The 20,615-nt window shown below is 51.3% G+C and carries 14 protein-coding genes; 3 read left to right on the top strand and 11 right to left on the bottom strand.

From position 1 onward, the window contains the following. Nucleotides 1-73 precede the first annotated feature (73 nt). Both ACWAU0_RS22215 and ACWAU0_RS22210 read left to right on the top strand, forming a co-directional pair. Nucleotides 74-349: an HU family DNA-binding protein gene (locus ACWAU0_RS22215; RefSeq protein WP_064023724.1), complete on the top strand. Its 276-nt coding sequence runs from the start codon at nt 74-76 to the stop codon at nt 347-349. A gap of 99 nt (nt 350-448) precedes the next feature. Next, a complete protein-coding gene (locus tag ACWAU0_RS22210) occupies nt 449-760 on the top strand; it encodes an integration host factor subunit beta (RefSeq protein ID WP_064023723.1) in 312 nt (103 codons plus the stop codon). Between the two features lie 35 nt (nt 761-795). On the opposite strand, the gene ACWAU0_RS22205 is transcribed toward ACWAU0_RS22210, so the two are convergent. From ACWAU0_RS22205 to ACWAU0_RS22155, 11 genes are all read right to left on the bottom strand, one after another. Next, the gene (locus ACWAU0_RS22205) at nt 796-2,166 is read right to left on the bottom strand and encodes an SEC-C metal-binding domain-containing protein (RefSeq protein ID WP_367156217.1); all 1,371 of its coding nucleotides are present in this window, start codon (nt 2,164-2,166) and stop codon (nt 796-798) included. A gap of 395 nt (nt 2,167-2,561) precedes the next feature. Further along, a complete protein-coding gene (locus ACWAU0_RS22200) occupies nt 2,562-2,915 on the bottom strand; it encodes a hypothetical protein (RefSeq protein ID WP_101052485.1) in 354 nt (117 codons plus the stop codon). Nucleotides 2,916-3,063: 148 nt separating this feature from the next. Beyond that, nucleotides 3,064-6,180, bottom strand: a complete 3,117-nt coding sequence (locus tag ACWAU0_RS22195; RefSeq protein WP_101052483.1) for an efflux RND transporter permease subunit — start codon at nt 6,178-6,180, stop codon at nt 3,064-3,066. Between the two features lie 2 nt (nt 6,181-6,182). Continuing rightward, nucleotides 6,183-7,640 (bottom strand): efflux RND transporter periplasmic adaptor subunit, encoded by a 1,458-nt coding sequence (locus ACWAU0_RS22190; protein WP_101052481.1) that lies wholly within the window; start codon nt 7,638-7,640, stop codon nt 6,183-6,185. Next, entirely contained in the window at nt 7,633-8,940 is a 1,308-nt protein-coding gene (locus ACWAU0_RS22185) for a TolC family protein (RefSeq protein WP_101052479.1), read from the bottom strand. Before ACWAU0_RS22185 ends, ACWAU0_RS22190 begins: the two co-directional genes overlap by 8 nt. 1,062 nt (nt 8,941-10,002) lie before the next feature. Further along, nucleotides 10,003-10,326, bottom strand: a complete 324-nt coding sequence (locus ACWAU0_RS22180; RefSeq protein ID WP_101052477.1) for a hypothetical protein — start codon at nt 10,324-10,326, stop codon at nt 10,003-10,005. A gap of 82 nt (nt 10,327-10,408) precedes the next feature. After that, nucleotides 10,409-12,730: a heavy metal translocating P-type ATPase gene (locus ACWAU0_RS22175; protein ID WP_101052475.1), complete on the bottom strand. Its 2,322-nt coding sequence runs from the start codon at nt 12,728-12,730 to the stop codon at nt 10,409-10,411. Between the two features lie 3 nt (nt 12,731-12,733). Continuing rightward, nucleotides 12,734-15,916 carry a CusA/CzcA family heavy metal efflux RND transporter gene (locus ACWAU0_RS22170; RefSeq protein WP_101052473.1) on the bottom strand — a complete coding sequence of 1,061 codons (3,183 nt, stop codon included), beginning with the start codon at nt 15,914-15,916 and terminating at the stop codon, nt 12,734-12,736. 18 nt (nt 15,917-15,934) lie between these two features. Further along, entirely contained in the window at nt 15,935-17,464 is a 1,530-nt protein-coding gene (locus tag ACWAU0_RS22165) for an efflux RND transporter periplasmic adaptor subunit (protein WP_101052471.1), read from the bottom strand. Further along, a complete protein-coding gene (locus tag ACWAU0_RS22160) occupies nt 17,461-18,813 on the bottom strand; it encodes a TolC family protein (protein WP_101052469.1) in 1,353 nt (450 codons plus the stop codon). Before ACWAU0_RS22160 ends, ACWAU0_RS22165 begins: the two co-directional genes overlap by 4 nt. Nucleotides 18,814-18,903: 90 nt before the next feature. Next, nucleotides 18,904-19,359, bottom strand: a complete 456-nt coding sequence (locus tag ACWAU0_RS22155; RefSeq protein ID WP_132324953.1) for a hypothetical protein — start codon at nt 19,357-19,359, stop codon at nt 18,904-18,906. Between the two features lie 306 nt (nt 19,360-19,665). On the opposite strand from ACWAU0_RS22155, the gene ACWAU0_RS22150 reads away from it, so the two are divergent. Beyond that, nucleotides 19,666-20,604, top strand: coding sequence for a DNA-binding protein (locus tag ACWAU0_RS22150; protein WP_064027898.1), 939 nt, complete (start codon nt 19,666-19,668; stop codon nt 20,602-20,604). The last annotated feature ends 11 nt before the right edge of the window (nt 20,605-20,615 follow it).

Here is a 20,615-nt window from a genome sequence, read left to right as displayed (position 1 = left end):
ATTTGCTTGAAGGAACATGTTGAAACTGCGATCATCAACGCCTAGTTTTTACATCCCACCTTTTGAGGAAACCATGCATAAATCCGAACTCATTGACGCCATTGCCAGCCATGCGAATCTCAGTAAAGCCGATGCCGGGCGGGGCTTGGATGGCATCCTCAGTGCCATTCAAAATACCTTGAAAAACGGCGATTCGGTATCGTTAGTGGGGTTTGGCACTTTCGAAGTCAAGGAACGTGCCGAGCGTCAAGGCCGCAATCCGCAAACCGGCGCTGGACTGACCATTGCTGCGGCAAAACTACCAGGCTTTAAAGCCGGAAAGGCTTTAAAAGACGCCGTTAACGGTTAAATTCTCTTGAGAAATAGAGGGCGTTGAGTGGCTCGAAGTCCTCTTGAAACTGCGCTATGATTCGACGATTAACTCACCGTCGAACCTTCGACATTTCAGATGACAAAATCGGAACTGATGGGTGCGCTGGCCGCCAAGCAAGCGCACCTGCTGCAAAAAGACGTAGAGCTCGCTGTCAACACTATCATTGATGTTTTGACTACCGCTGTCGCCACTGGCGAACGAATTGAAATTCGTGGATTTGGTGGTTTTTCAACGATTCCCCGCAAAGCCCGTATGGGTAGGAATCCCAAGACCGGGGAGTCTGTCAGTCTACCGAGTCGGCACACCGTTCATTTCAAACCGGGTCTTGATTTGCGCAACCGGGTCAATGCTTCGAAACTGGCGTTCCCCACCATTAAAGACCTTTAACCCTGTCCTGGGATCAGATTAACTATCCCCGGTACTTACGGCGCGATCCCTACTGACTGCCAAAGAAATTCATAGGAAACCGGAGGGCGGTGTTGCGCTTTGGCTTGCTGGGCTTCGCCATGTTCGTAGGTGTGCAGCAAGAATTTGACTTGTTCCAATCCTTCCGGGGTTCTGATGGCCTCGCGCGGCGTTTGATTGTTCAATATCGGTAATGGCTTGTCAGCCCAGTCAGCGTAAAGCTGCCGAATTCTTTTCTCTATGAGCTCGCCTATTATCTCGGGTGGCAGGGGTATCGGTTCCGACCTTTCCGGGATGTCATGAGGCTGCATATTAGCCAGCATGCCTTTGGGGGCGGCCAGTTCCCGGCTGATAAAGGCCACCGTAGTGCCTGAAACCGCTTCGAACCAAGGTCTGCCTTTGTCCGCATACTGTTGAGTATGATAGGACACTTTGATTCGATCCTGGCGTTTGCTGGGATGAATACTGAGACTTTGCCGTGTCAGCCCATCTTCGCCTACAAATATACGGCTCCAACCTGCATCACGATTGCCTTCGATATCCGCTGCCCTGGTCAAGGCCTGGTCCAATGCGTCCCAGTCCAGAACCCGGTAATGATCAGTCACGAACAGCAGCGATTCACCCGTGACATGATCAACCACTGGCGGCATTTCAAAGGCCCTGACAAATAACTGGAGCCAGTGAAACGGGATGATGGCACTAGTGATTTCCTTGGCGAGAGCAGAATCCGGCTCGACGCCCTCTAATTCGTCTTTGAGTTCTTCCAACAAATCCCAGCTTTGTTGGCGGGGGAAAGAGTAAACGGCGCCGGACAGTTCAAAATGAGCGTCAAACGGCACGATGCGTGCCGCGATCAGGTCATACCGGTTAGCTTGTTGTGAGCCTGATTTTTCCTGGACGAGAACGGGCGGGCGTTCGGGCAGCATCACATCCCTTAATGTCAGGCATTTGCCGGGCACCACCGCCACAATTTCGTAAAGCCTGAGGGGTAGGGCTGTTAGACGCTCAAGCCATTGTCGCTGTTCAGCAGACAATAGCGGACCACCCTTTCCAAGTAACAAATCCGCAACGCGATAGTCCTGGTCTTTGAGGGTCAGCACGCCATCTGCCAGCAGCCATTCCATGGCATTGATCATAATGCCGGTATACGAGTCCTCGGGTAGGTCCTGAAGCTCGGCATATTCATCGTCGTCGAGTCCACCAAAAAAACCTTCATCAATCTCGGCACGGGCCGGCTGCTCATACTTCGTGAAGAGCCACTGGATGGCTTTCGGGACGGCTTCAGCCCGATCATGCGCAATCTGGGCGTCTGCTGTCTTCAAGCAGCACTGCTTATATTTTTTACCGCTGCCACAAGGGCAGGGATCGTTTCGGCCTAGTTTTTTCATGTCAGGGTGACTTTAAGCCAACCCCAGGATTATTGCATTGAAATTTTTGCAGCATAGCCCGGCAACCCGACACGACTTTCTTCCTTTCCAATTACTTTCTTTATATGTCGGGTGACATAAAAAATGAAAAGTGGTCGATTGATTTTAAAGTGATTTTTCATTATTTGTGTCACAAGCTATACCCGCTTTTGACACAAATAATGAAATATTCCGGATTTTGTGCCACTAATATTGAAAACTTTCGCACCCTTCATTTTGGTAGAGCGAATTCGGCCAAAACTGGCTTCCGCCCATATTTGGTTAAGGGCAGAATTTCAACAGAATTCAGACTGTTGATTTGAAGGCACGAAATTAAATATTCATGCCCTCAAATCCTTCAATAGTTAAGACTGAGTTTATTGGGTACCTGCCATTTGATGATGCATTTTAGCCATCGCTGTATTGGCATCAACTGCTTTTTGGTAGGAGCTGATTAGCGATTGGCAATGTTCTAGGAACATTTCGGATTGCTTGCCGTACAGGTAGCTGTGCTGCTTGTACTGTTGCAGAAGCTTTTTGTGTTCTTCCACTTTAACTTCGGCATCCTTTGCGGCTTGTTCATAATGAGTCGCCAAAGACTCATGGTCATCCTTGGTTTTAGCGCTTTGGATAGCTGCGCTCATATCCATGGGATGGGGGTTTTGTTGGCAACCTGATAAAACTCCCAGCGTTAAAGACGTGACGACCAACAATTTAGTGATGGTTTTCATAAGATCTCTCCAGTTAAGTTAAATTCTTCAGACAGCAATCAAAATGCCGTCCTGCTTCGTAAAAGGGTGTTGTTTAATGCATCATTTGGACTGTACTTATCGTCATAAACCTCCTGGATCTATGAATGTGAAATTTACTGGCTTGGGCTCATCGTGGTCTCAACGAATGGCCTTTCAACAGCGCATAAATTGCAGGGATTACGATTAGCGTCAGCAGCATTGAGGAGATCATCCCTCCCACCATAGGGGCGGCAATGCGCCGCATCACTTCCGATCCGGTTCCATTACTCCACATGATGGGTAATAGACCTGCCATGATGGCGGCCACTGTCATCATCTTGGGCCGCAGCCGTTCTGCAGCACCTGTAATTACACAGGTGTAGAGTTCGTTCAGCCCCATTTCCTTACCCTGTTGCCTGCATTCTTCGATTTTGGCTTGATAGGCGTGATCCAGGTAAATTAGCATAATCACTCCGGTTTCGGCAGCCACCCCGGCCAGTGCGATAAAGCCGACACCCACTGCCACGCTGACGTTATAGTTCAACGCCCACAGTAACCAGACGCCGCCTACCAGGGCGAACGGCACCGACAACATGACGATTAGGGTTTCCGTCATACGGCCAAAGTTCAGGTACAGCAGGATAAAAATGATCAGCATGGTCAATGGTACGACTATGTTCAAGCGCTCAACGGCACGCTCCATATACTCGAATTGCCCACTCCAGGTTATGTAATAACCGGTAGGCATCTGCACGGCTTTCTCGACTGCGAGTTTGGCATCATGAACATAGCTGGCAATATCACGATCCCGCAAATCGACAAAGATATAGGCGGAGAGCAGAGAGTTTTCGGTACGAATACCCGGTGGTCCTTTGGATAAGCTCAAATGTGCAACCGACGATAAAGGAATCATGGCACCGTCAGCAGTCGTTACCAGTAAGTGATTGCCTATGGCACTAGGACTGTTCCTGAGTTCGCGGGGATAACGCACTATCACGCCAAAGCGTTCCCGGCCTTCAACCATAGTGGTCACCATTTCACCGCCAATAGCGGTTGAAATCAGATTTTGAATGTCGCCGACCAGCAAACCATAGCGAGCCAAAGCGTCATAATCTGGATCGATATTCAGATAATACCCCCCGGTAATCCGCTCGGCATAAGCACTGGTGGTGCCGGGTACGTTCTTGATGGCTTGTTCGATTTGCTGGGCTAGCCGTTCCATTTCAGCTAGGTCGTTACCGAACAATTTTACGCCAACAGGCGTCCTAATACCGGTTGCCAACATATCGATGCGATTTTTGATCGGCATGGTCCAGGCATTGCTGACGCCAGGGATTTGCAGAGCCTGATCCATTTCTGTAATCAATTTGTCGACGGTCATGCCCGGCCTCCACTGCGATTCCGGTTTCAGATTGACCACCGTCTCGGACATTTCTAAGGGCGCCGGATCGGTGGCGGTGGCGGCGCGACCGGCCTTGCCGAATACCGATTCGACTTCGGGAAAGGTTTTGATGATGCGATCCTGAGTTTGCAGCAGCTCGGCGGTTTTGGTGACCGACATGCCGGGCAAGGTCTGCGGCATGAACAGCAGGGTGCCTTCGTTTAAGGTCGGCATGAATTCACCGCCCAATTGCATAGCAGGGTAAATACTGGCAACCAGTGCCAGTATCGCCAGCAAGACAGTGGTTTTTTTAAAACGCATGACCCAAGTAATCACCGGACGATACAGCCACAGCAACAGCCGATTGACTGGGTTATCTTGTTCTGCCCGGATATGACCGCGCACAAATAGCAATATCAGTACCGGCACTAAGGTGACCGATAGCAACGCCGCGCCGGCCATGGCAAAGGTTTTGGTGTAGGCCAAGGGTTGAAATAGCCGACCTTCTTGCGCTTCCAGGGTAAATACCGGCAAGAAGGATACGGTGATAATCAGTAAGCTGAAGAACAAGGGCGGGCCGACTTCCCGACAGGCATTCAATACAATGGTGTGTCTGGGTAATTTATACGCATCATGCTCAAGGTGCTTATGCACGTTTTCGACCATCACGATGGCGGCATCGACCATCGCACCAATGGCAATGGCAATGCCGCCAAGACTCATGATGTTGGAGTTCATGTTCAGCAAATGCATGACGATGAACGCCATCAATATGCCAACCGGCAACATCACAATGGCGACGAGGGCGCTGCGCAGATGCAACAGGAATACTGCACAAATCACGGCCACGACCACACTCTCTTCCAACAGCGTGTGTCGTAGATTTTCAATCGCCCGATGGATCAGATCCGAGCGGTCATAAACCGCTTGAATACTCACACCTGTTGGTAGCCCCGCTGTGATTTCCTTTAAGCGTAGTTTCAGGTTATCAATCACTTCCAGCGCGTTTTGACCGTAGCGGGCAATAGCGATGCCGGATACCACTTCACCCTCACCATTCAACTCGGTAATACCACGACGTTCATCTGGGACCAATTCCACTCGGGCTACATCCCGCACTAACACGGGTGTGCCATTGGCGACTTTTAATACCAGCCGTTCCAAATCATGAATACCATGCAAATAGCCACGACCGCGTACCATATATTCTGTTTCAGTCATTTCAATGGCTCGACCGCCCACATCGCGGTTGCCATTGGCAATCACCTCTGTCACGGTTTTTAGGGGGATGCCATAAGCCTGGAGTTTATGTGGATCAACGGTGACTTGATATTGCTGAACAAACCCGCCGATGCTGGCCACTTCGGCGATTCCTTGTGCCTTGGTTAACTGATAGCGTACAAACCAGTCTTGCAAGGTACGTAGTTCAGCCAGCGAGTATTCCTTCCCCAGCAACACATATTGATACACCCAGCCCACACCGGTCGCATCGGGCCCGAGTTGTGGTGTAACACCACGCGGCAAGCGCCCGGCCGCAAAGTTTAAATATTCGAGTACCCTGGAACGCGCCCAATAAATATCAGTACCATCCTCAAAGATCACGTACACAAAGGATGCGCCGAAAAATGAGAAACCACGAACCACTTTGGATCTTGGCACACTCAGCATCGCGGTGGTCAGTGGATAAGTGACTTGATCCTCGACCACCTGGGGTGCTTGGCCAGGGTATTCCGTGTAGACAATCACTTGCGCATCGGACAAATCTGGCAAGGCATCTAGTGGAATTTTGATCACGGCGTAAATGCCGCCACAGATTAAAAGTAGTGTGGTGATCAACACCAGAAACACATTTTTTAACGACCAGGCAATGACCCGTTCCAACATGGCTAGTGCTCCATCACATGTTGACTATGCTCATGTTCTGGCATGGCCACTGAATCGTCCTGATTCGATTCGGCCTTTGGCATCGCCTCAGCACTACTCATACTGTCCAGCGCCGATTTCAAATTGCTTTCGGCATCGATCAGGAAATTAGCGCGGGTGACGACATTGTCGCCATCCTGTAAACCCTCAAGCACTTCGCTGAATCCGTTGGCCTGATGGCCTATCTTCACGGTGCGCGGCTCGAACCGGCCATCATCGAGCTGTACCAGTGCTACCTGCCGCGTACCACTATCGAGAATAGCCGAATCGGGGACACTCAGCTCTCGGTGTCGTTGTTGAGTCGCTAATACTTCAACGCTACCGTACAGGCCGGGTTTCAGAAAACCTTTGGCGTTGTCCATGTCCACTCTGACCTTGACGGTGCGTGTGTCGGTATTCAACGTGGGAAAGATAAAACTGACTTGCCCATGAAAGGATTTATCAGGGTAAGCCTTGATATTGACGCTAACCTCTTGACCTAATTTAATCCACTCTAAATCGGGCTCGAATACATCGACCATCAGCCACACCCGACTCAGATCGGCAATTTGGAACAGTACCTCGCCCGGCATAAAACGCATGCCTTCTACTGCGGGCTTTTCCATGACCACGCCATTGACAGGCGATGGTAACAATAAAGTTTCAATCACGAGTTCGCGCTCTTGCAAGCGTTTTAATTGGGCCGTGCCAATGTCCCAATTTTTTAGGCGTTGCAAGGCATTGCGGGTGAGTTGCTGGGCGGTGGCAAGCGCCTGCGGGCTGGCCTGTTCTAATGCACCTTCACCTTGTTTGGCAATCAGATATTCCTGCTGCGCCGTCAGAAGATCGGGGCTGTAAATATCCAATAGTGGTTGTCCACGTTTGACAGATTGTCCGGTGCTATTAACTAGCAAGCGTTGTATCCAACCCTCGAATTTGGCATTGATGACATGCAACCGACGCTCATCAACTTGAATACTGCCCGGCGCACGGATAGAACGCACTAAATCCCGATATTGAACTTTCTCGGTTTTGGCGCCGAGCTTTTGGATTTTTTCCGGACTAATGGTCAAGAGTTTAGAACTCGTTACCTCGCCTTCGTAAACCGGCAGATAATCCATTCCCATCTCATCCTTTTTCGGCACAGGCGAGGTATCGGCCGCCCCCATGGGATGGCGATAGTACAGAATACGGCCTTTGTTCGGCTGGGTTGTCTGCGAGACTTCATCGGCATAAACCGGTAGATAATCCATGCCCATTTCATCCTTTGCCGGTGTCGGAGACGTCACTTTTGGATTCATCGGATGCCGATAAAACCGTGGTTTATGCTCTGCGACCGACACAGTCTTTTCCATGGGTTGCGGCTTATCCGCCAGCCAAAAGCCGCCGGCGATTCCAATGAGCAGGGTCAATACACTGACCAGAATAGTTTGCTTAGTCATGTGTCAGGTCCTTACCGATTAAGTTCGATAGTTCCGCCAGCAATTGCTGGGTTTCGACCAACGATTTCCAGTATTGGCTTTGATACTGAAACAAACTCAACTGTGTTCGCAGTAAGTTGCTGAAGTCCGTCTTGCCAACAGGGTACCCGGCCATCAAAGAACTGACGGCTTGCTGAGCTTGAGGAATGATTTCATGCTCGAATAATGCTAATCGCTGTTTTGCGTGCAGGTATTGGGCGGTATTGGCTGCAATTTCACCATGGACTTTATTGTGCTCGTCCTGCAAGGCGTACTGCTCCTGCAGCAACTCACTATTGCGTTGATCGACTGCCTTGGCCTGTTTTTGTTCGGCATAGATCGGTAAATTGATGCTGAGTTTGACGCTAGCAAAATCGCTACGGGATTCGCCGGATGGGGTGTTTTGTCTGACTGCGTAACCGGCACCCAGTGTCAGATCGGGATAAAAATCCTTTTCGGCGATTTCAATGCGGGTCTTGGCGGCACCGAGCATTTTGTGATGCTGCTCGAACCGTGGGCTATGTTCCATGGCTTGTGCCTGCAATTCCGCAACCACCAAGACCGGGGTTTTGATCTCGGCTTGGTCAGGCAGTTTTACCAAGGTATCGGAGTTGCGGCTGAGCAATGTGTTGATCTGAATGCCGGTACTGTGGCGCATGCTGATCAGCTCGATTTTTTCATCCTTGAGTTTCGAGAGTTCTAATTGGGCCAGCATCACATCCTGCTGTTGCCCCTGACCGACTTTGTAACGGGACTGGGCCGTATCGATCAATTGCTGAAAAAATTGTTCGCTTTCGGCAATGACATTGATGGCCCTATCGTAATAAAACAAGCGCCACCAAGTCTGTTTGACGTCGCGAACCAAGCGCAAACGGGCGACATCCACCGAGTCGGCTGCCGCCAGGGCTTCTTGTTCGGCTGCTTGTTCCTTCAAGGCCAACTTGCCCGGAAAAGGAATCGTCTGACTAATACCAACATCCATCATGGTCATATCTTCCTTGCGAAGACTGAGACTGTTGGTGGGAACATTTAAGGTATCGAAATTAAGCGTCGGGTCTGGCAGTGCGCCCTCTTGCGATGGAATGGCGGCTAATGCTTCGGCACGCGCTTTAATTTCGGAGATACCAGGGTTACCGGCCTGCGCTAGTTCAACAGCCTGTTCCAGGGACAAAAAAGCTTCATCGGCATGGACTACGCCGATAAAAATCAGTAAATAGCAGCAGAGCGCCCAATAGGGCCACGACACCCGATCAACAGGTGTGGGGTAAAACAAGGGGTACATTATTTTCTCCAATCAAGGGAAACACAGACTCACGCCAAAGCATGAAGCCCTATCACGCCTACAAGGCGCGGGTTACCTGGGAGAAATGGCTAATTCAGAAAAGTACAGAACCGATAGCGTATCGGTATGGGATTGGCAGTCGGTCTTCGTTGTCTATGACGGGTAAAAAGGCAGGGTAATGGGCTAAAAATATAAATACTTAGCCAAGTCAGGCACAAGATAAAAACGGGTAGATCAGGCTTATCGATTTTGAAATTTAGCGCGGGGTTAGGCTGGGAGTCCGGACACGCCTTGAGTGTACAGTTTTGGTTTGGTGAGAGTTGCGTCGCTGCGGCGCCATGATGCGCCGAATCGGAACAACCAACTGGCATCGTGTCCGTCACTGGTATTTGCATTTGCGCAGGCATCGGCATCGCACACGTTGACGACACCAGCATGAAGAGCCAGCTAGTCAACATGATCAGCACCATAACGGTCTGATAGTGATGATGTCGAAAAAATCCCACGGTCATTTCGCCACTAAGATCAATTGATGTGTTTAATGCTCTTGAAACCTATCGCGCATAAAGCGTGGATTCAATCCCAAGCGTAAAGTTTCCCTATCAACACAAAAAATGAATACTTGGCTCAAGCCAAAGATTCATTAGCGTCATTCTTTAAAGTATAGAGCAAGGTATCGCGAGCGGTGAGTTTTTGCAGTATCGCTTTGATAGTTTTACTAGCTGTCCCCTCATGCGCGCATGAGTCACCTAGTGACCCGATAAGCACAAGTCCCAAACTTATCCACACCGAAACCTTAGCGTACTATTTTTTCCGAATTCTGCGGTTATGCCAATTAGAGGGCAACTGGCTAGCCGATCAAGCCAACACAGTTGCAGTATGGCCCTCGTTAAGGTTCTAAGAGCCAAAGCCAATCGGATTTTTTCATTATTTGTGTCATTAGTTTTTCACTAACTTGGCGCACTTTTCACTTTTGTCTGGTGATAGGTATCCAAATATATATCCGAAAATTATAAGTTTGATAGTACAAGAACGGACAAGGCAGAGGGCGAAGTGCTACAACTAATGATCCGCTTCCCGCAACATTTCTGCCATGTCCCGGTTTGCAGTGACGGCCTGCTGATAAAGATCAATCACTTCTTGGCTATGTGCTTTAAGATCGTTCGCATGTCTACCGTAAACATAGCGTTGTGAGTCAAATCGGCTGAGAAATTTTTTATGTTCCTCAATCTTCGTCTGTAATTCGTTGGCCTCGTCTTGGAAGTGTTTGGCCAATGTCTCATGCTGTATAGCCAGGTCAGTATCCATGGCGTGAGGCTCCATGAAGCTACAAGCAGATAATAAGGATTCAGCTAAAACTAAAAGAATCAGTGATTTTAATGTCATGGTTATCTCCAAAGGTATCTTGAAACGGTAATGTCTAGGCGCTTTGATGATGTTAAAGTGCCCTTTAATAAATTCAGAGCACTTAAAAGGCCGTATTTTTGGGATGAAGTAATCTCAATCCGTTGGCTACAACCAATAAGGAAGCGCCCATATCGGCTGCAATGGCTTCCCATAGGGTAGCCACACCGGCAAAGGCTAAAACGGCGAACGCAGCCTTGATCGTCAGTGCAAACGTAATATTTTGTCGAATAATCGCCAGTGTTCTTTTGGAATGTCCGATCAGCCAGGGCAGCTTGGAGAGGTCATCGCCCATCAGAGCAATATCGGCTATCTCGATAGCCGCATCCGACCCTAGCACCCCCATGGCAATTCCCAGGTTGGCCCGTCCCAACGCCGGCGCATCGTTGACACCGTCCCCGATCATCGCTACCTGTCCGTATTGCTCGACCATTTGACTGACGATCTTCACTTTATCGGCGGGCAACAATTCGGCGTGTATCTCATCGATGCCAATTTGGGTCGCGATGTTAGTGGCCGTCACCCGATTGTCACCGGTCAACATGGCTAAATGTTGAATGCCATTTTGTCTCAGCGCTTGCAAAATCGATTTGATTTCAGTGCGAGGCTGGTCGGCAACGGCAATGAGGCCGCAAATATGCCGATCATTGCCGATGGCAATCACGGTTTGCCCCGTTTGTTCAAGGGCAATCGCTTTTTCACTGATTTCCGGGATTTCTTGGCTACGCTCCAACAGATAACGACGCGATCCCAGCCAGAAATCCGTGCCATTAAATAGTCCGGTGACACCTTTACCCGGTAGAACCGTCACATTGTCTGCGCTGGCCACGTTGATACCGCGTTGTTCCGTATAGCGTAAAATAGCTTTTGCCAACGGATGATTGCTTCGTGCTTCCAGTGCGGCGGCACGGCTTAACAGTTCTTCTTCGGTATGACTATTGAATGGATAAACACCGGTGACGACGGGTTCACCAGAGGTTAGTGTGCCGGTTTTATCAAAGGCAATCGCATTCAGATGGGCGGGTGTTTCAATATAAATGCCGCCTTTGATCAGAATGCCTTGTCGGGCTGCACACGCTAAGGCCGCGACAATACTGACCGGTGTCGAAATGACCAATGCACAGGGGCAGGCAATGACCAACAACACCAAGGCGTGGTAAAACCATTCGTTCCAGCCTCCTTCGAAAAATACCGGTGGAATGATGCACATGGCCAACGCCACCAGCATCACAGCCGGGGTATAAATACGCGCAAATTTCTCCACCCATTGTTCGACCTCGGCTCGCTTACCATGAGCTTCGCCGACCAACCGGGTAATCTGTGCCAAGGTGGTATCCGAAACCAACTTGGTGGATCGGATTTCCAATGTCCCTTCAACATTAATACTGCCGGCAAACACCTCGTCACCCACTTGCTTGGCAACCGGCATGCTTTCACCGGTAATCGGCGCCTGATTGACTGAACTGGAACCGGCAATTACGTTGCCATCCAGGGGGATTTTAGCGCCAGGCGCTAATATGAAACGGGTGCCTATACTGACTTCTGCCGCTGGTACCACGCATTCCTGGCCGGTTTCATCCTTGATCGTCACCGTCGAGGGCGCTAAATCCAGCAAGGCTTCAACGGCATGCCGGGCACGGCCAATACTCCAACTCTCAATCGCCAGAGACAGCGCAAACAGAAAACTGACCGTTGCCGCCTCAAACCATTCATCAATGAACATTGCCCCAATAACCGCAATCGTCATCAGCAAATTCATATCCGCTCGGAAGCGTTTCAAGGCATAAAACGCCTTAACGATCACATGCCGAGCACCGCAAGCCACCGCTAAACCAAAGGCTATTTTTTCAGGCAAAGGCATCGCCTGCTGAGCATGGGCATTTAGTAAGCTTTGCAGATAGTCAGTGACCACGTCCCATTGCAGGGTGCCGTTTTTGGCCGAGCTGAAAATGGTTTGAATATCCACAAAGCCGCCGGCTATGGCGATATGAATCAGCATGCCGGCCGCGATAAATACACCGCTAAGCACGGTATAACCGGTCTTCGAACGGTGCAGTTGTTTGACATCGGCATCGGTCTGACCGGACTGCCAACGAGCCGCCTGCATGCCCGTTGCCGCTATCGCTTTGATGATGGTTTTTTCAGTCACGGGCTCGGCATCAGACAACAGTGTCATGCGCCCGTTTAAAACATCAAAGGCCAGTTTGTCACTGCCCCCCACGAGCGGGCCTATCGCGCTTTTCAATGTAGCGACCTCTTCGGCGCAATCCAGTCCCTCGATTTTGAACGTGATGCCACTCGACAAGTTTGATGGCGTTGGCTGGTGGTTATCCGGTTTCTCGCCAGGACAACAACAGGTTTTTTCTGATGGCTCGCAGGTACTCATCGTTTAACCCTCGTTGGAATCAATCTGCGGTATTCCCGGTATCATGGGACTTATTGGTTGGTCTTGGCGATGCGCGAACCAGTAGAGAATCGGTAATACCAACAATGTCAGCATCGTTGACGAGAGAATGCCGCCAATCACTACAGTCGCCAGCGGGCGCTGTACCTCTGCGCCGGTACCGGTGGCAATGGCCATTGGCACGAAACCGAACGAGGCTACCAGTGCGGTCATCAGCACCGGCCTAAGACGTGTCAGAGCACCCTCAACAATCGACTTATCCAGCGACATGCCTTCGTCGCGCAAACCACGGATAAAGGCAATCATCACCAGCCCGTTCAGTACTGCTACACCCGACAAGGCGATGAATCCGACTGCCGCCGAAATCGACATTGGAATATCGCGCAACCAAAGTGCGACCAAGCCGCCGGTCAACGCAAAGGGGATGCCGCTGAACACCAGCAAACCGTCCTTGGCGTTGCCAAACATCATGAACAGGAGTGTGAAAACCAGGATTAACGCCACAGGCACCACAATTTGCAAGCGATGGGCCGCCGATTGCAACTGTTCGAACTGTCCGCCCCAACTTGTCCAATAACCGGATGGAATTTTGACTTTCTGTTGCAGCTTTTGTTCGGCCTCGGCAACAAAAGAGCCGATGTCGCGGCCTCGCACGTTGGCACTGATGACGATTCGGCGTTTGCCGTTCTCGCGGCTGATTTGATTAGGGCCGGGAGCCATTTCCAGGCTGGCTACTTCGGCCAGTGGGATATAGCTGGTTCGTCCATCTCGGTTTTGCCCGCGCGGCAATGAGATTGGCAAGCGGTTGATGGCATCCAGATTACTGCGCAGGTTCTCCGGCAGACGCACGATAATGTCGAAACGCCGGTCACCCTCAAACAAGGTGCCGGCTTCGGTGCCACCAATCGCGGTAGCCACCGCATCCTGCACATCGCCCACGTTCAAGCCGTAGCGCGAAGTTTTATCCCGGTCGATATTGAGCGTCAGCATCGGTAAGCCGGTGGTTTGCTCGACTTTCACTTCGGATGCACCAGGAATCGCTGCCATAACTACCGAAATTTCAGTCGCCGTGTCATTCAATACATCCATATCATCACCAAACACTTTAACGGCAACGTCGCTACGCACGCCTGAAATCAGTTCATTGAAGCGCAACTGGATAGGCTGGGAAAACTCGTAGAGGTTGCCGGGTAGTTTGTTGGCCGCCACTTGTATCGCCGCTAGCAGATCATCGCGTGATTTATCGGGTTCAGGCCATTGCTCGCGTGGTTTGAGCATGATGTAACCATCCGAGATATTCGGCGGCATCGGGTCGGATGCGATCTCGGCGGTGCCGGTTCGTGCAAATATCCGCTCGATTTCGGGAAACTGCTGCTTTAGAGCCTGTTCAATCTGCTGCTGCATGGCGACTGATTGTGACAAACTGGTGCCGGGAATGCGCATCGCCTGAATGGCGAAATCGCCTTCATTCAAGCTCGGCACAAACTCGCTACCCATCCGCGTCGCCAATAGGCCCGACAGAATCACCGTGACCACCGCAAGCGTGAGTATCACCGGCTTGTTGCTCATGACGCTATCCAGTACCGGTGCATAGATACGCTTAGCGCTCTGCATCACCACATTTTCTTTTTCAGCGACTTTATCGCCGATAAACAGCGCTACGGCGGCTGGGATAAAAGTCACCGACAATATCATGGCCCCCACCAAGGCAATGACCACCGTGAACGCCATCGGATGAAACATTTTGCCTTCCACCCCGGTCAGCGCGAAGATGGGCAAGTACACGACCATGATGATCAACTGGCCAAATAACAGTGCCCGCCGTGCTTCTTTCGACGCCGTAAACACTTCATGAAAACGTTCACGACGTGTTAGCGAACGCCCCTGATGCTCCTGAGCATGGGCCAGCCTCCGCACACAGTTCTCTACAATCACCACCGCACCGTCGATGATCACACCAAAGTCGAGTGCCCCAAGGCTCATCAAGTTGGCACTGACCTGGTATGTCACCATGCCGGTGAAGGTGAACAGCATCGATAACGGTATGACCATTGCGGTAATGATGGCCGCACGAATATTGCCGAGGAACAGGAACAGAATCACAATGACCAGAATTGCCCCTTCGGTTAAGTTCTTCTTGACCGTATTGATGGCTTTATCGACCAGTACCGTTCGGTCATAGACCGTCACGGCCTGCACCCCTTCGGGCAGCGTGCGGTTGATTTCCGTCATCTTTTTGTCGACCGCTTGCGAGACGGCACGGCTATTCTGACCGATCAGCATAAAGACCGTACCCAATACCATCTCTCGGCCATTTTCGGTTGCAGCGCCGGTGCGCAGTTCTCGGCCGATTTCGACTTCGCCGACATCGCGAATGCGAATGGGCACACCCTGGACATTACCGAGAATAATGTTGCGAATATCTTCCATCGAATGCACTTGGCCCGGCGCACGAATCAGATATTGTTCGCCGCGCTTTTCGATGTAGCCGGCACCGACATTATTGTTGTTACGATCCAGCGCGGTAACGATGTCTTGCAAGGTCAGACCATAGGACGCCAGTTTTTCCGGAATCGGTGCCACCTGATATTGTTTGGCGTAGCCACCAATGGAATTGATTTCGGTGACACCCGGCACGTTGCGCAACTGCGGTTTGATAATCCAGTCCTGGATTTCACGCAGATCGGTCGCGGTGTAAGGCGAACCGTCCGGTTTTTTGGCCCCTTCTTGGGCTTCGACTATCCATAAATAGATTTCGCCAAGACCGGTGGAAATGGGACCCATCGCCGGCGTGATACCAGCAGGCAGTTTATCCTTGGCTTCCTGAATACGTTGGTTCACCAATTGCCGGGCGAAATAGACATCGGTGCCGTCCTGGAAAATCACCGTGACCTGCGATAAGCCGTAACGCGAAAGCGACCGGGTTTGTTCCAGATGCGGCAAACCCGCCATGACGGTTTCGATGGGGTAAGTGATTCGCTGTTCGGTTTCCAAAGGCGAATAACCCGGTGCCGTCGTATTAATTTGTACCTGGACATTGGTGATGTCTGGCACGGCGTCGATAGGCAGAATCGAGTAATTGAAGATACCGAGTCCTGCCATACCGAGTACAGCCAGGATAACCAGCCAGCGATGCTCGATCGCTAAACGAATAAGTCGTTCAAACATGATGCGAACTCCTGGGGATCAATGCGAGTGCTCGGCACTGCTTTTGCCTTGCTCGGATTTAATGACGAAGCTGCCATTGACAGCGTATTCGGTACCGGGCATGAGTCCTGCCACGATCTCGGTGACTTTGCCATCCGACAGTCCGGTGGTGACCGGTTGAGCAATAAAGCCGCCGGGGACCCGAATAAAAATCGTCGGCTTGTTTTTGATCATCTGGATGGCATCGGCTGCCACCGCGACCGGCACGTCACTTTCCTTGGTAGGCAGTTCGACCGTGATAAACAATCCGGGTCGCCAGGCCATCTGCGGATTGTCCAGCGTCACGCGTGCCGTAGCGGTGCGGGTTTGTTCGCCCATCAATGCGCCCACATAAGACAACGTACCGGTTGCCGAAGAATCGAACGCCGTGGCCTTGATGTTGACCTGTTTGCCGACTTGCACGACATTGAGATCCTTCGCCGAGACGATAATTTCGGCCCAGACGGAGGACAAGTCAGTAATGGTGAAAATGCTGGCATCTTCCTTGACCGCTTCTCCCATGGCGATGTGTTTCTCGACCACCATGCCATCGAACGGTGCGCGAATTTCGTAACGATTGAGTGAGCCGCCGCTGGCCGACACGGTAGGACTTGCGCCGAGTGCTATCAATTTCTGTTGGGCATTATGAACGGCGATTTCCATTTCCTGCATCGCCTGCCGGGCTTGTTGGTAGTCTTGCTCCGCCGAGATTTTGTCCTCCCATAAGTGTTTTTCCCGCGCAAAAGTAGAGCGGGCTAACTCCAGTCGCCTTTGTGCCGACAACAATTCACTACGCTGCTCGGACAACGCCGTACTGGCAATCACGGCGATGACCTGGCCTTGTTTGACTTGCTGGCCCAGGTTGGCGGAAATGCTCTCCACCACGCCGGCCAAACGCGGTACCACATGAGACGTCTTATCTTCATTGAAGCGAATTTCACCCGGTAGAGTGACAGAGCTTATGATGTGCGCTGCACCTGCGGTCTGAATCGAGATACCGGTTTCGGCGATTTGCTGATCGCTCAAGGTTACTTTGCCTTCTTCTTTACTGAAAGCAAACTGAAACGTCTGACCATCATGCCTTGCCGTCACGTTCGCTTCAAAGACATGGGGCTCATCGATAGCCTGGATACTCTGCCAATACGCTTTTTCAGGCGCAAACTCGATGCGCTGTTGCTCGCCGCTCGGGCGCTTTAGTTGCACGGAGAGTTGATCGGCAACGGGCTGAAGCGGTTTATCCTGATTGAACGGATAAACGCGAAAGTGCGGTTCACCACCTTCCTCGCTGAGCAGGATTTCCAGCTTAAAGTCACCGTCGCTGTAAACAGTGCCGCCGTGCGGGCCTTGGGCCTGCCTGGCGTCATCGGCATGTTCGGCGCTATCGACTTTAGCCGCTGCATGGTTTTCTTCGCCGTGTTCCTCGCCTTCCGGCATCGATTTGTCGATGCTCAAAATCAATAGGCCGAGCAAGAGGCCGACCACAACAATCGCGGCAATAGCGGTCCATTGTTTTTTGTTAATCGTGTTCATGGTGATACCTCGGGTTGGCTGTCCGCGTTCATATTGCCGCCGACCAGACGTTCCACGTTGGCCACGGACTTGTGATATTCGGCCAAGGCCAGTAAATACTGATTTTTGGCGCCGAACAGGGTGCGCTGTGCATCCAGTACGTCCATAAAACTGAATTTTCCCAAGCGGTAGCCTTCGCGAGCGGCGTCATAAGCACTTTGGGCGCCCGGCAAAATGTCTTGCTGCAAGGTGATGATTTCGGAATGAGCGGTATCCAAGGCCTGATAGGCGGTGTTCAATGCCGTGGCGATGCGTATCTCGGCGCTGCGCAATTCGTCTTCCGCTTTGGTCAAACGATGCTCGGCTTCTTGAATACGGCCTTGATTGCGGTCAAATACCGGCAATGGCACCGAAAAACCAACGACTAAGGCGTAATCATTGGGCATCAGAAATTTACTGGCGCCTACAGTCGCGGTGACATCCGGGATAGCTTTGGATTTTTCCATCGTGATAAGCGCCTGACGTTGGGTGATCTCGGTGACCCAACGGGCTAAATCGGGATTTTTGGAGAGGCGTTGCGCCAATGAGTCCAGGGAAGCTGGTGCTTGTATACTTTCCAAATGACCGTTTACCGTCTCAAAACGCGGTGTCGTGCTGCCCCAGCCGGCGGCTAAGCGCTTGCGGGCGGCTTCCAGTTCTTTCTGGGCTCGCATCAGCTCAATTTGCACCGAAGCGCGAGCAACTTTAGCCTTGGTTTCTTCAACGGGCGATACCTTGCCTGCCTGCACTCGCGCAGCGGTCGTAACCGTTGTCTGATTGGCCAATTCATGAATTTGCTGTGTCAGCGTCAAGCGCTGTTGGGCGGCCAACACGTCAATAAATGCCTGAGTGACTTGGGTGAGTACATCGGCTCGTTTGGTTTCGTAATCCCAATCGGCTAATTGTTTGGTCAGCGATGCCGCTTCCATGCGGGCGGTGCGTTTTCCGCCCAATTCGATCAATTGGCTGAGTTCCAAGGTGACGACATCGCCATCGAAGCCCTTGATGACCTGATTACCAAAGTTCGCGGCATTGGCATTGAAGGTGGGATTGGGAAACAAACCCGCTTGGAGGGTGGCGGCTTCCTGTGCTCGGCTCTCCCAGGAAAAGGCCGATAGCTCGGGGTTCTGGGTTAGCGCTAAAGCCAAGACTTGAGACAAAACCAGGGAACCGGTCGGTTCCTCAATGGCTTGCCGACTGGAACCGTTTGCACCCAGATCGCCTGATTGTGCCGGCAATAGCGTGTCGTCTGCCGGACTCGCATCGACCGAGCCGGCAGTAATCAATAAACACAGTGCAACGCCAAGTGGCCGCACATAATTCGAGAACATGGAAAATTTCTCCGTAGCATAGAGGGAACGTCAACACGGACACAGGTGAACCTGCGTCTTCATCTGGTGAGTTACGGCTAGGAGAGTCGGCTAAATCAGTAAAACGGTGCTGCGCAGGGCGAGCAGTCTGGAATCGGTGAAGGGCGGGTCGAAAAATGCCGGCTGCCGAATGATGACTTTGGCATAAAGAGTCAAGAGCGAAATCAGGAAAAATACCGGCAAAAGCCCGGTATCAATCGCTAATTTTAATAACTCCGTCAGTTGCAAGGGAATGTGGTCATCGCCATCGATAGGGATGTCAGTGCAAGGCGATGGGCAGGGATCACCGTCATCGCTCGTAAGAGCATTGGTCTCATCATTGAAACGAGTGGCAGCATTGACACGAGCGAATTGGTCGCTTCCAGTCTTCTCTACAGCGACATGGCCATCAGCCCCAAAACACAGCACAAAGGACGATACATCTCGATGGCCCAAGCCAAAATGACCGAGCACTGCGAGTATCAGCACAATAGAAAGCCAAGTTTTAAAGCGGAGTAGGGTAACCATTCTTTAAAAGAATACTCGCCATCCAAAATAATTCAAGCATTTAGGAACAAACACCGGCGAGCATGACCCTGAAAGGCTGCTTGATTGCTTTAGCCGAACAGTTCTGTCGGGTTATTTCATTATCTATGGCATTAGTTTTTCACTAATTTGACACACTTTTCATTAATTGTGGCACCCGACATTATAGTTGTTTTCTTTCGTTGTTTCTTGTTTAGTTTATTACTTTCTTTATTTCTTTATTTCTTTATTACTTAATTTCTTGATTTGTGCTAGACTATACACACAGTCAAATTGATGGAGGCCGTCATGAAAGAAGAGCTTGATTCCGCAGTGGGTCGTCCCGCCGATATAACCGATGAGCGCATTATTGAAGCCGGCGAGGCATTGGTGAGGGCCAATCGGAATGTAACGGGCTTTGCATTGCGCAAAATCACCGGCGGTGGCGATCCCAAAAGACTTAAAGAGGTTTGGGATAAGCACAATGTCAGTCAGTCGGTGACCAATGCAGAGCCGGTAGCAGAGCTGCCCGTAGAGGTCGCTGAAACCTTGGCGGCCATGACCAAGGCCTTGGTGGACAAAATCAACGCGCTGACCGTGGAGTTAAATGACAAAGCCGTCAAGACCCAAGAGCGCCGTGTGGCGGATGTCTTGCGGGCTGCGGGCGAACAGCAGGCCCAGGCAGAGCGCGAACTTGCCGACGCTTCGCAGGCTGTCGATGAGTTAGAGGCTATGCTGGCGGAAGAGCGGTCCAGGGTAGGGGAGTTGGAAAAACGTCTGGCCGAGGTGTTAGCGGCTGACCAAGCTAAAGCGGTTGAACTGGCTACCTTACGCGAACGGCTAGAGGCGGTCGAAAAAAACGCGAAGGTAGCGGGCGAGCAGCATGTTGCCGAACAAGTACAATTCCGGCAAGCATTGGCGGATCAAAAGCGGGCGGCACAAGAATTGGCGGTAGAACGGGATAAAGTGAAAACGGAACTGACTAAAGTACAGGCTAAGGCGGAAGCCGCCGAAGAGTCCCATAAGGAAGAGAGAAAAAGGGCTGCCACTGAGCTACAGCGAGTCGCCGATAAGCTGATAAAGCTTGAGGCGGAAAGAGATGGCGCCAAAGGGGAGGCGGGTAAAACCCGAGAAGAGCTTGCCAAGCTAACAGGCCAATTGGAAGCCATGAAAATCCAGGCCGCTCAGTTGATGCAGGCCATTGGAAACCAGCAACCGGAAAAAACCGAAAAACCGAAAAAGGTATAAGGCATTTTGTG

This window comes from Methylomonas sp. Uni0009, from assembly GCF_054188105.3.
This window is presented reverse-complemented; position numbering and strand designations above follow the sequence as displayed.

What these genes read in the sequence shown, in the direction of transcription:
- ACWAU0_RS22215 (WP_064023724.1), top strand. Translation starts at nt 74, where the DNA reads ATGCATAAATCCGAACTCATTGACGCCATTGCCAGCCATGCGAATCTC.
- ACWAU0_RS22210 (WP_064023723.1), top strand. Translation starts at nt 449, where the DNA reads ATGACAAAATCGGAACTGATGGGTGCGCTGGCCGCCAAGCAAGCGCAC.
- ACWAU0_RS22205 (WP_367156217.1), bottom strand. Translation starts at nt 2,166, where the DNA reads ATGAAAAAACTAGGCCGAAACGATCCCTGCCCTTGTGGCAGCGGTAAA.
- ACWAU0_RS22200 (WP_101052485.1), bottom strand. Translation starts at nt 2,915, where the DNA reads ATGAAAACCATCACTAAATTGTTGGTCGTCACGTCTTTAACGCTGGGA.
- ACWAU0_RS22195 (WP_101052483.1), bottom strand. Translation starts at nt 6,180, where the DNA reads ATGTTGGAACGGGTCATTGCCTGGTCGTTAAAAAATGTGTTTCTGGTG.
- ACWAU0_RS22190 (WP_101052481.1), bottom strand. Translation starts at nt 7,640, where the DNA reads ATGACTAAGCAAACTATTCTGGTCAGTGTATTGACCCTGCTCATTGGA.
- ACWAU0_RS22185 (WP_101052479.1), bottom strand. Translation starts at nt 8,940, where the DNA reads ATGTACCCCTTGTTTTACCCCACACCTGTTGATCGGGTGTCGTGGCCC.
- ACWAU0_RS22180 (WP_101052477.1), bottom strand. Translation starts at nt 10,326, where the DNA reads ATGACATTAAAATCACTGATTCTTTTAGTTTTAGCTGAATCCTTATTA.
- ACWAU0_RS22175 (WP_101052475.1), bottom strand. Translation starts at nt 12,730, where the DNA reads ATGAGTACCTGCGAGCCATCAGAAAAAACCTGTTGTTGTCCTGGCGAG.
- ACWAU0_RS22170 (WP_101052473.1), bottom strand. Translation starts at nt 15,916, where the DNA reads ATGTTTGAACGACTTATTCGTTTAGCGATCGAGCATCGCTGGCTGGTT.
- ACWAU0_RS22165 (WP_101052471.1), bottom strand. Translation starts at nt 17,464, where the DNA reads ATGAACACGATTAACAAAAAACAATGGACCGCTATTGCCGCGATTGTT.
- ACWAU0_RS22160 (WP_101052469.1), bottom strand. Translation starts at nt 18,813, where the DNA reads ATGTTCTCGAATTATGTGCGGCCACTTGGCGTTGCACTGTGTTTATTG.
- ACWAU0_RS22155 (WP_132324953.1), bottom strand. Translation starts at nt 19,359, where the DNA reads ATGGTTACCCTACTCCGCTTTAAAACTTGGCTTTCTATTGTGCTGATA.
- ACWAU0_RS22150 (WP_064027898.1), top strand. Translation starts at nt 19,666, where the DNA reads ATGAAAGAAGAGCTTGATTCCGCAGTGGGTCGTCCCGCCGATATAACC.